Below are 9,228 nucleotides of genomic sequence, written 5' to 3'. Positions count from 1 at the left end.
TTACTCACCCGTTCGCCACTAATCCACCCAGCAAGCTGGGCTTCATCGTTCGACTTGCATGTGTTAAGCACGCCGCCAGCGTTCATCCTGAGCCAGGATCAAACTCTCCGTAAAAAAATTACAGAACAACACCGTGGCAGCCGGAAATAACCACCACGACATCCATTCAATACCTAGCAAACCATCACCACACCACGGGGGTGGCAGGCGATGATCAACCAATATGTGTTAAAACAATTGGCATCAACAAACTTGGCACACTATTGAGTTCTCAAACAACAGGCGCTTCCAGCTTCAGCGACCCGCTCCGCGGGCCGTTTCGCTCTGGAGCAACTTCTCCATCCTAGACCATCCATTTCGACCGTGTCAACTCCGTGTCCGAAGCATTCACCGTCCGTTCACATGGCCGGGCTAGGAAACCTTACCACGTGATCCGACCATGTCAACTCCGCTCAACGCGGTGTCAGACACTCACCGGACCATCCACGTGGAAGGCCTTGAAAAGCTTACCACATGATTCCCGGCTGTCAAACCAGATCATCTTCTTCAGGAATCCCGACCCGCATCACTGCCGGCCGCGCACCCGGTGAGCACCACCCGCCCTGGACCTGCCATTCTCGGCATGAATCCGCGGATTCTGTGTTCTTCACCCCGCCTCCCGGTCACCCGGTCGGCGTCTTGAGCACGAGATGGAACTCTACACACGAATCCCACCGAACACAAAATCAGGGGTGACACCCGGCGTCCGGGCACGAGGGAGGGCCCCGTTCTCCGCAGAATCCTGCGGAGAACGGGGCCCTGTGCTCCTCCCGTGGGCGGTTCCTCCGCCGTCGCCGCCCGTCGTGTCCTCGGTCACTTCTGGCGACCCGGTGGACACCGGTGGTCTGCGGCCGTGGTCAGGCCTCCCCCAGGTCCGCACCCGCCATGTTCTTCTTGCCCCGGCGCACCAGCAGGTGCCGGCCGGCGAAGGCGTCGTCTCGGGTGAACACCTGGTCGGCATCCGTCACCCGCACGTTGTTCACCGAGGCGCCGCCGTCGCGCACCGTCCGACGCGCCTCGGAGCGCGAGGCGACCAGCCCGGTGGAGACCAGCAGCTCGACCGCGGTCACGGTGCCCGGCTCCCCCTCCCACTGGGTCCGGTCGGCCTGCGGCAGCTCGGCCAGCACGGCGGTCAGCGTGTCCGGGTCCACCGTGGTGAGGTCGCCGCCTCCGAACACCGCCTGGGAGGCCTCGATGACCTTCGTCGTCGTCTCCTCTCCGTGGGCCAGCGCCGTGACCTCCCACGCCAGGCGCCTCTGGGCTTCCCGGCGGAACGGCTCGTCGGCCACCTTCTGCGCGTACTCCTCGATCTCCGCGCGGGTCAGGAACGTGAAGACCTTGAGTCGGTCGACGACGTCCGCGTCCGCCGTGTTGAGCCAGAACTGGTAGAAGGCGTACGGGGAGCACATCTCCGCGTCGAGCCAGACGGCGTTGCCCTCGGACTTGCCGAACTTGGTGCCGTCCGCGTTCGTGATCAGCGGCGTGCCCAGCGCATGGGCGTGGGTCCCCTCCACCTTGCGGATCAGCTCGGTGCCGGCGGTGAGGTTGCCCCACTGGTCGGAGCCGCCGGTCTGGAGGGTCACGCCGTGCCGGCGGTGCAGCTCGAGGAAGTCGTTGCCCTGCAGCACCTGGTAGGAGAACTCCGTGTAGGAGATGCCCTCATCAGAGTTCAGGCGCTTGGCCACGATCTCCTTCTTCACCATCGTGCCGACGCGGAAGTTCTTGCCGACGTCCCGCAGGAAGTCCAGCGCGCTCATGCCCGCGGTCCAGTCCAGGTTGTTGACCATGGTCGCCGCGTTCTCCCCCTCGAAGGAGAGGTACGGCTCGATCTGCGCGCGCAGCGACTCCACCCACGCCGCCACGGTCTCCTGCGAGTTCAGGACGCGCTCCGAGGTCTGCCGCGGGTCGCCGATGAGGCCGGTGGCGCCGCCCACGAGGGCATACGGGCGGTGGCCGGCGAGCTGCAGGCGGCGCAGGGTGAGCAGCTGGACCAGGTGTCCCAGGTGGAGAGACGGAGCGGTCGGGTCGAAGCCGCAGTAATACGAGACGGGCTCCCCGGCCAGCGCCTGTTCCAGCGCGGCCTCGTCCGTCGAGACGTGCACGAGCCCGCGCCAGCGCAGCTCCTGCCAGACGTTCTCGAAGCTCGGGTCGTTCGCCTGTGCGCGCAGTCGGGCCGCGCGCTCCTCGTTCTGGGGTGCCATAGCCCCCAGCCTAGCGACGCGCCCGCGCGCCTCCGCGACGCCGCGCACGTGCGACGTCGCCCGCGGGGCTCACTCCGGGACGTCCGCCAGCCCGGCCGGCAGCGCGGCCGCGTCCGTCCCGGCGACGACGGACAACGACTGGGTGGCGCGGGTCATCGCCACGTACAGATCGCCCACCACGCCGCGCGCGTCGGCCACGATCCGCTCGGGCGAGACGAGGACGACGGTGTCGAACTCCAGTCCCTTGGTCTCCCACGGGGTGGCGACGACGATCTCGACGCCGGGCAGCGGCGCGGTGTCCACGGCCGCCTCCCCCCACCGCTCCCGGAGGACCGTGAGCAGCTCCCCCGTCCGCCCGGCGGGGGCGATCACGGCGGTCAGGGCCTCGGGCACGCGGTCCCGCTCGACCTCGACCGCGTCGAGGGCCAGGGCCGCGACGTCCCCGCCCGGCTCCGTCACCAGGCGCGGGCGGTGGTCGCCCTCGCGCACGGCGCGCGGATGGGAGACCTCGAGCCCGGCCGCCCGTGCGACCTGCGCGGCCCAGCGCATCACGCGCGCGGGCGAGCGGTAGTTCACGGTCAGCTCTTCCAGGCGCCAGCGGTCCCCGAACTCCGGGGCGAGGACGGACGCCCACGAGCCGGCCGCGTCACGACGGGAGGACTGCGCGATGTCCCCCACGATGGTGAACGACTTCATCGGGCAGCGGCGCGCCAGCAGGCGCCACTGCATCGGAGAGAGCTCCTGAGCCTCGTCCACCACCACGTGCCCGTACGTCCAGGTGCGGTCGTGGGCCGCGGTCTCAGCGGTGGTCCGTCGCACCCCGCGTGCCTCATTGGCCGCGGCCAGCTGCTCGGCGTCCACGACGCCGTCGACGCCCAGGTCCGCGAGCGTCTGGTGCATGTTCTCCAGGGACGCCCTGGCGTTCTCGAGGTTGCGCTCGTGCTGGGCCGCGAACTCACCGCCCCGGCCCGGGGTCTCGAGGCGTCCGAGCAGCTCGGCCGCCTCGTCCAGCAGGGGCACGTCGGCCTCGGTCCAGGGGGCGTCGGCCGGCCGCAGGAGCGTGCCGACCTCGGCGTCGGAGAGCCACGGGGCGGCCGCCCGGAGCAGGTCCTCCCGGGTGAGGAGGTCGCCGATCAGCTTCTCCGGCGTCAGCGGCATCCAGCAGAGGTTGAGCGCGATGCGCACGTCGCGCGAGGTGCGCACGTCCTCCAGCAGGAGGTCACGCTGCACCGGGGTGCCCGAGGACTTCTCCAGCTTCTTGCGCAGCTTCTCCGCGAGCTCGCGGACGAGGATCTTCACGAACGTCACCCGGGCCTCGTTGTGGGGCTTGCGGGTGGCCCGCGCCTTGTCCCGGGCGCGCCGGACCATGGCCGGCTTGAGCTTGACGGCCGTGCCGTCGATCATCAGGCGCCGCGGCTCGACGAGCAGGCGCTGGCGCTGCGCGACCGCGTGGGCGACGGCGTCCACCATGTCCAGCCGGCCCTTCACCGCCGCCGCGTCGAGGTCCCGCTCCGGGACGGCCCGCACACCCGGCATCAGCGTCCCCAGCGAGGACATCACGACACCGGTCTCGCCCAGCGAGGGCAGCACCCGCTCGATGTACCGCATGAACGCGGTCGACGGGCCGACGATCAGCACGCCCGAGCGCGCGAGGCGCTCCCGGTGGGTGTACAGCAGGTAGGCGGCGCGGTGCAGGGCGACGGCGGTCTTCCCCGTGCCGGGCCCGCCCTGCACCACGACCGCCCCGGGCAGGGGCGCGCGGATCACCTCGTCCTGCTCCGCCTGGATCGTGGCGACGATGTCCCCCATCCGTCCCGTGCGTCGGGCGGTGACGGCGGCCAGCAGCGCACCCTGGGCATCGGCGCGCACGCCGTCCTCGCCCAGCAGCGTCGGGTCCAGGATGTCGTCCTCGAGGTCGCGCACCTCGCGCCCCCGCAGCATCAGGTGACGACGACGGCGCACGCGGCCCCGGTGGGCCGCCGTCGCCTGGTAGAAGGCGCCGGCCTCGGCCGCGCGCCAGTCGACGAGGAGGCGCTCGTGGTCCTCGGTGGTGAGGCCGATGCGCCCGATGTACCGCTGCTCGTCGGCCCCACCCTCCCGCTCGGCGTCGAGGTCGAGCCGGCCGAAGACGAGGCGGTCGTCCACGGCGTAGAGCTGGGCGAGTCGGTCCTCGTAGAGGCTGGCGAAGGCGTCGCGCTCGGAGTGGTTCTGCAGCGACCCCTGCGGGCCGGTCCGGCGCACGGCCGCGAGCTGGCGCTCCTTCTCCTCACGCAGGGCGTCGAGGCGGGCGTACCGCTCGGCGACCCGACCCCGCTCGAGGTCGAGCTCGGACTGGCGGACGGACACGGTATCGGTCATCGGGGGCCCTCGCGGTGCGGTGAGGGGCGGACCACGCTGCGGCCCGCCCGGCGGAAAAGTGACCACCCATGCTACGCCGACCGCGGTGAACGGCGGGTGACGCGGCGGTGCCCTGGGGGCGCCGCCGCGTCCGGCCCGGTCGGCGCCGCCTCGGCCGGGCGACCGCGTCAGCGGGCGTCGACGACGGAGCCCGGCGTGTCGGCCCAGCGGCGCAGCGGCGCCAGGGCGTCCTCGAGCGCCCCGATCTGCGCCGCGACGGCCGTCGGCGCGGTCCCGCCCTGGGCGTCGCGAGAGGCGAGCGAGCCCTCCGTGCTGAGCACCTCGCGGACCTGCGGGGTCAGCGCCGGCGAGATGGCCGCGTACTCGTCGTCCGTGAGGTCCCACAGCTCCACGCCCCGGGCCTCGGCCGCCTTCACGGCCTCGCCCGACAGCTCGTGGGCCTCGCGGAACGGGACCCCCTGGCGGACGAGCCACTCGGCGACGTCGGTGGCCAGCGCGAAGCCCTGCGGGGCCAGCTCCGCCATGCGCTCCGTCTGGAACTCGAGGGTGGCGATCATCCCGGAGACGGCGGGCAGCAGCAGCTCGAGGGTGTCCGCGGCGTCGAAGACGGGCTCCTTGTCCTCCTGCAGGTCGCGGTTGTAGGCCAGCGGCATGCCCTTGAGCGTGGCCAGCAGCCCCGTGAGGTCGCCGATGAGGCGGCCGGACTTGCCGCGGGCCAGCTCGGCGACGTCCGGGTTCTTCTTCTGCGGCATGATCGAGGACCCCGTGGAGTACGCGTCGTGCAGCGTCACGAAGCCCGCCTCCTTGGTGGCCCAGAAGATGACCTCCTCCGAGATGCGGGACAGGTCGACGCCGACCATCGCGGCGACCCACGCGAACTCCGCGTACACGTCGCGGGCGGCGGTGCCGTCGATCGAGTTCCACACGGCCGACTCGAAGCCGAGCTCGGTGGCCACGGCGTTCGGGTCCAGACCCAGGGAGGAGCCGGCCAGGGCCCCGGAGCCGTACGGCGAGACGGCCGCGCGCGCGTCCCAGTCCACGAGCCGCTGCAGGTCCCGCGCGAACGCCCAGGCGTGCGCGAGCAGGTGGTGCGAGAGCAGGACGGGCTGCGCGTGCTGCAGGTGGGTGCGGCCCGGCATCGGCGCGTACGGGTGCGCCCGCGCCTGATCGAGCAGCGCGTCCACCGTGGCGATCACGCCCCGCGCGATGATGCGGGCGTGGTCGCGCAGGAACATCCGGCCGAGGGTGGCGACCTGGTCGTTGCGGGATCGGCCGGCCCGCAGGCGGCCGCCGAGCTCGGGACCGGCCCGCTCGATGAGGCCGCGCTCGAGCGAGCCGTGCACGTCCTCATCGGACGCCGCCGGGGTGTAGGCACCGGAACGCACGTCCGCCTCGAGCCGGTCGAGGGCCGCGATCATCCCGTCCAGGTCGTCCGCACTGAGCAGACCGGCGGTGTGCAGCACCCGGGCGTGGGCACGGGAGCCGGCGATGTCATAGGGCGCCAGGCGCCAGTCGAAGTGCGTGGACTTGCTGAGCGCGGCGAGCGCCTCGGAAGGGCCGCCGGCGAAGCGGCCGCCCCACAGGGCGCCCTCGTTGGTCCCGTGGCGGGCGTCGGTGTTCTCGGTCATCGAAGGTCTCCTCGAGGTCGGTGACAGGCCGACGGCGGCCGGCCCGGGCGCGGGCGGGCCGCCGTCGTGCGCGGGGCGTGCGGGGTCAGTCGTTGGACAGGCGGGCGACGTCCTGGAGGTCGTCGCCGCCGCGCAGGCGCTGCTCGCGCTCCGAGGCCGTCTTCGCGGACAGGCCGAAGATGTCGATGAACCCGCGGGCCGAGGACTGGTCGAACGAGTCGCCCTCGTCGTACGTGGCGAGGTTGAAGTCGTACAGGCCGGTCTCGGACCGGCGACCCTGCACCGTGGCACGGCCGCCGTGGAGCTCCAGGCGGATCTCACCGTTGACGTGCTCCTGGGTCGCGTCGATGAACGTGTCCAGGTTCCGCTTCAGCGGGGAGTACCACTGGCCGTCGTAGACCAGCTCGGTCCAACGCTGGTCCACATGCTTCTTGAAGCGCGCCTGTTCCCGCTCCAGGGTGACGTTCTCGAGCTCACGGTGGGCCGCGATCAGCGCCATGGCGCCCGGTGCCTCGTAGATCTCACGGGACTTGATGCCCACGAGGCGGTCCTCGACGATGTCGATCCGGCCCACGCCCTGGGCACCGGCCCGGCGGTTGAGCTCCTCGATGATCTCCAGCGGGCTCAGCGCGCGACCGTCGAGGGCCGTGGGGACGCCGCGCTCGAAGGCGATCGTGACCACGTCCGGCGCCGGCGGGAAGGCGGGGTCGTCCGTGTAGTCGTAGACGTCCTTCGTGGGGCCGTTCCAGATGTCCTCGAGGAAGCCGGTCTCGACGGCGCGGCCCCACACGTTCTGGTCGATCGAGAACGGGTTCTTCTTGGTGGTGACGATCGGCAGGTCGTTGCGCTCGGCGTACTCGATGGCCTTCTCACGGGTCAGGGCGAGGTCGCGCACCGGCGCGATGCACTTCAGGTCGGGGCCGAGGGTCTGGATGGAGACCTCGAAGCGGACCTGGTCGTTGCCCTTGCCGGTGCAGCCGTGCGCCACCGTCGAGGCGCCGAACTGGCGGGCCGCCGCGACCAGGTGGCGGGAGATCACCGGGCGCGAGATCGCGGAGACCAGCGGGTAGGCGTCCATGTAGAGGGCGTTGGCCTTGAGCGTGGGCATGCAGTACTGCTCGGCGAACTCGTCACGCGCGTCGGCGACGTAGGCCTCGACGGCGCCGCAGTCCAGGGCGCGCTGGCGGATCGTCTCGAGGGACTCGCCCCCCTGGCCCACGTCGACCGCGACGGCGACGACCTCGGCGCCCGTGGCCTCGGCGATCCAGCCGATGGCCACGGAGGTGTCCAGGCCGCCCGAGTAGGCAAGGATGATGCGTTCCTTCACGTTTTCTCCTCTTTATATAGGGGGGTCTCCGAGCGCGGCACGTGGCCGTCGGAGGCGTGCTCGGCGACGATCCTACCCGGGTCTTGAATAAATATGCAACTGACGGAATATCAGCTCCTGATGGATCCTGCGCAGCCCCTCTGCGCCCACCGCGGCGGCCACCCGCAACCATGGCCCCGCGCTCGAAGTTCGGGTCGAACGCGACGCCGGTCACGGCTTCGACCGTCGATCGTGACCTTCGCCCACGCCCCTGTGACGGAGGTTGTCCACACTGTCCAATCAGACGCCCTAAGATCCAATGCGGGCAGTGGCGTGCATTTCGTCCACGTACTCCCGCCTCAGGGAGCGATTCGTCACCTGATCTCAAATGTGAGACGGACGGGCAAGAATTCGTCGACCCATGATTTGACGCGAGGGGGGCTCCCGTCGTTGACTCTTCCGTAGCCGATTCGTGATCGAACCGTGATCTGACCGAGAGGTCGGGGACGGGGAGGCCACGACATCGAACCCCCTCCGACGGTCGCCCGCTGCTGGGTCGTCTCGAACCGACGGAGGGCATGACCCGACCAAGGAGAAGGACGACCCCGGTGTGCCTCGGCCACCGATCAGCGAGGACTCGCCATGGACACCATGACTCTCTTCACCACTTCCGCCACCCGCTCCCGCCGTGCCACCGCCTCGATCGTTGCGGGCATGACCCTCGCCGGCGCCGCCGCCGTGGGCTTCTCCGCCCTGGCCCAGGCCGCCACCGTGGACACCTGGGACCGCCTCGCCGAGTGCGAGTCCAACGGCACCTGGGACATCAACACCGGCAACGGCTTCTACGGCGGCGTGCAGTTCACCCTGTCCTCCTGGCAGGCCGTCGGCGGCGAGGGCTACCCGCACCAGGCCTCCAAGGCCGAGCAGATCAAGCGCGCCGAGATCCTCCAGGACCTGCAGGGCTGGGGCGCCTGGCCGCTGTGCTCGCAGAAGCTGGGCCTGACCCAGGCTGACGCGGACGCCGGTGACGTGGACGCCACCGAGGCCGCCCCGGTCGCCGTGGAGCGCACCGCCACCGTGCAGCGCCAGTCCGCCGCCGACGAGGCTGCTGCTGAGCAGGCCGCTGCTGAGCAGGCTGCTGCCGACCAGGCCGCCGCCGAGCGCTGGGCCGCCGAGCAGGCTGCTGCCGACCAGGCCGCCGCCGAGCGCTGGGCCGCCGAGCAGGCTGCTGCCGACCAGGCCGCCGCCGAGCGCTGGGCCGCCGAGCAGGCTGCTGCCGAGCAGGCCGCCGCCGACAAGGCCGCTGCCCAGCGTGCCGCCGCCGCGGAGAAGGCTGCCGCTCAGAAGGCTGCCGCCGCGGAGAAGGCCGCCGCTCAGAAGGCTGCCGCCGCTGAGCAGGCCGCTGCCGCGGAGCAGGCCGTCGTCGCCGAGGCCGAGACCATCGTCGTCAAGTCCGGTGACTCCCTCTGGAAGCTCGCCAACGAGTACGAGGTGGAGGGTGGCTGGACCGCCCTCTACGAGGCCAACAAGGGCGCCGTCTCCGACGCCGCCGTGATCTACGTCGGCCAGGAGCTCGTCCTGCCGCAGGCCTGAGACGCCTGACCGGTCCCCCGGACCGGTGCCACACGAGGAAGGCCCCCGCCATCGGCGGGGGCCTTCCTCGTGCCTGGTGCCCGTCACCCGCGCGGGCGGGGCC

Annotated in this window: 5 protein-coding genes and 1 rRNA gene; 1 reads left to right on the top strand and 5 read right to left on the bottom strand. The window is 71.2% G+C overall.

Translation table 11 applies throughout. The features are described from left to right. The 5 genes from G6R13_RS07055 to G6R13_RS07035 all read right to left on the bottom strand — a co-directional run. Positions 1-114: ribosomal RNA gene (locus G6R13_RS07055) — 16S ribosomal RNA — on the bottom strand; the annotation flags it as partial. 782 nt (positions 115-896) lie between these two features. Next, positions 897-2,240, bottom strand: coding sequence for a tyrosine--tRNA ligase (tyrS, locus tag G6R13_RS07050; RefSeq protein ID WP_070708495.1), 1,344 nt, complete (start codon positions 2,238-2,240; stop codon positions 897-899). Between the two features lie 69 nt (positions 2,241-2,309). Continuing rightward, entirely contained in the window at positions 2,310-4,598 is a 2,289-nt protein-coding gene (locus G6R13_RS07045) for a UvrD-helicase domain-containing protein (protein ID WP_041104703.1), read from the bottom strand. A gap of 167 nt (positions 4,599-4,765) precedes the next feature. Then, entirely contained in the window at positions 4,766-6,226 is a 1,461-nt protein-coding gene (gene argH / locus G6R13_RS07040; protein WP_044659914.1) for an argininosuccinate lyase, read from the bottom strand. Positions 6,227-6,311: 85 nt separating this feature from the next. Beyond that, complete coding sequence (locus G6R13_RS07035; RefSeq protein ID WP_041104698.1) at positions 6,312-7,553, bottom strand: argininosuccinate synthase; 1,242 nt, start codon at positions 7,551-7,553, stop codon at positions 6,312-6,314. A 621-nt stretch (positions 7,554-8,174) separates the two neighbouring features. On the opposite strand from G6R13_RS07035, the gene G6R13_RS07030 reads away from it, so the two are divergent. Next, complete coding sequence (locus tag G6R13_RS07030) at positions 8,175-9,125, top strand: transglycosylase family protein (protein ID WP_134415763.1); 951 nt, start codon at positions 8,175-8,177, stop codon at positions 9,123-9,125. Positions 9,126-9,228 lie beyond the last annotated feature (103 nt).

The organism is Micrococcus sp. Alg238-R198 (genome assembly GCF_900537135.1).
GTDB classification, from domain to species: domain Bacteria; phylum Actinomycetota; class Actinomycetes; order Actinomycetales; family Micrococcaceae; genus Micrococcus; species Micrococcus luteus.
This window is presented reverse-complemented; position numbering and strand designations above follow the sequence as displayed.

Bases quoted from the DNA above. Each gene is read 5' to 3' on its own strand.
- G6R13_RS07030 (WP_134415763.1), top strand. From the start codon at position 8,175: ATGGACACCATGACTCTCTTCACCACTTCCGCCACCCGCTCCCGCCGT.
- G6R13_RS07045 (WP_041104703.1), bottom strand. From the start codon at position 4,598: ATGACCGATACCGTGTCCGTCCGCCAGTCCGAGCTCGACCTCGAGCGG.
- argH (WP_044659914.1), bottom strand. From the start codon at position 6,226: ATGACCGAGAACACCGACGCCCGCCACGGGACCAACGAGGGCGCCCTG.
- tyrS (WP_070708495.1), bottom strand. From the start codon at position 2,240: ATGGCACCCCAGAACGAGGAGCGCGCGGCCCGACTGCGCGCACAGGCG.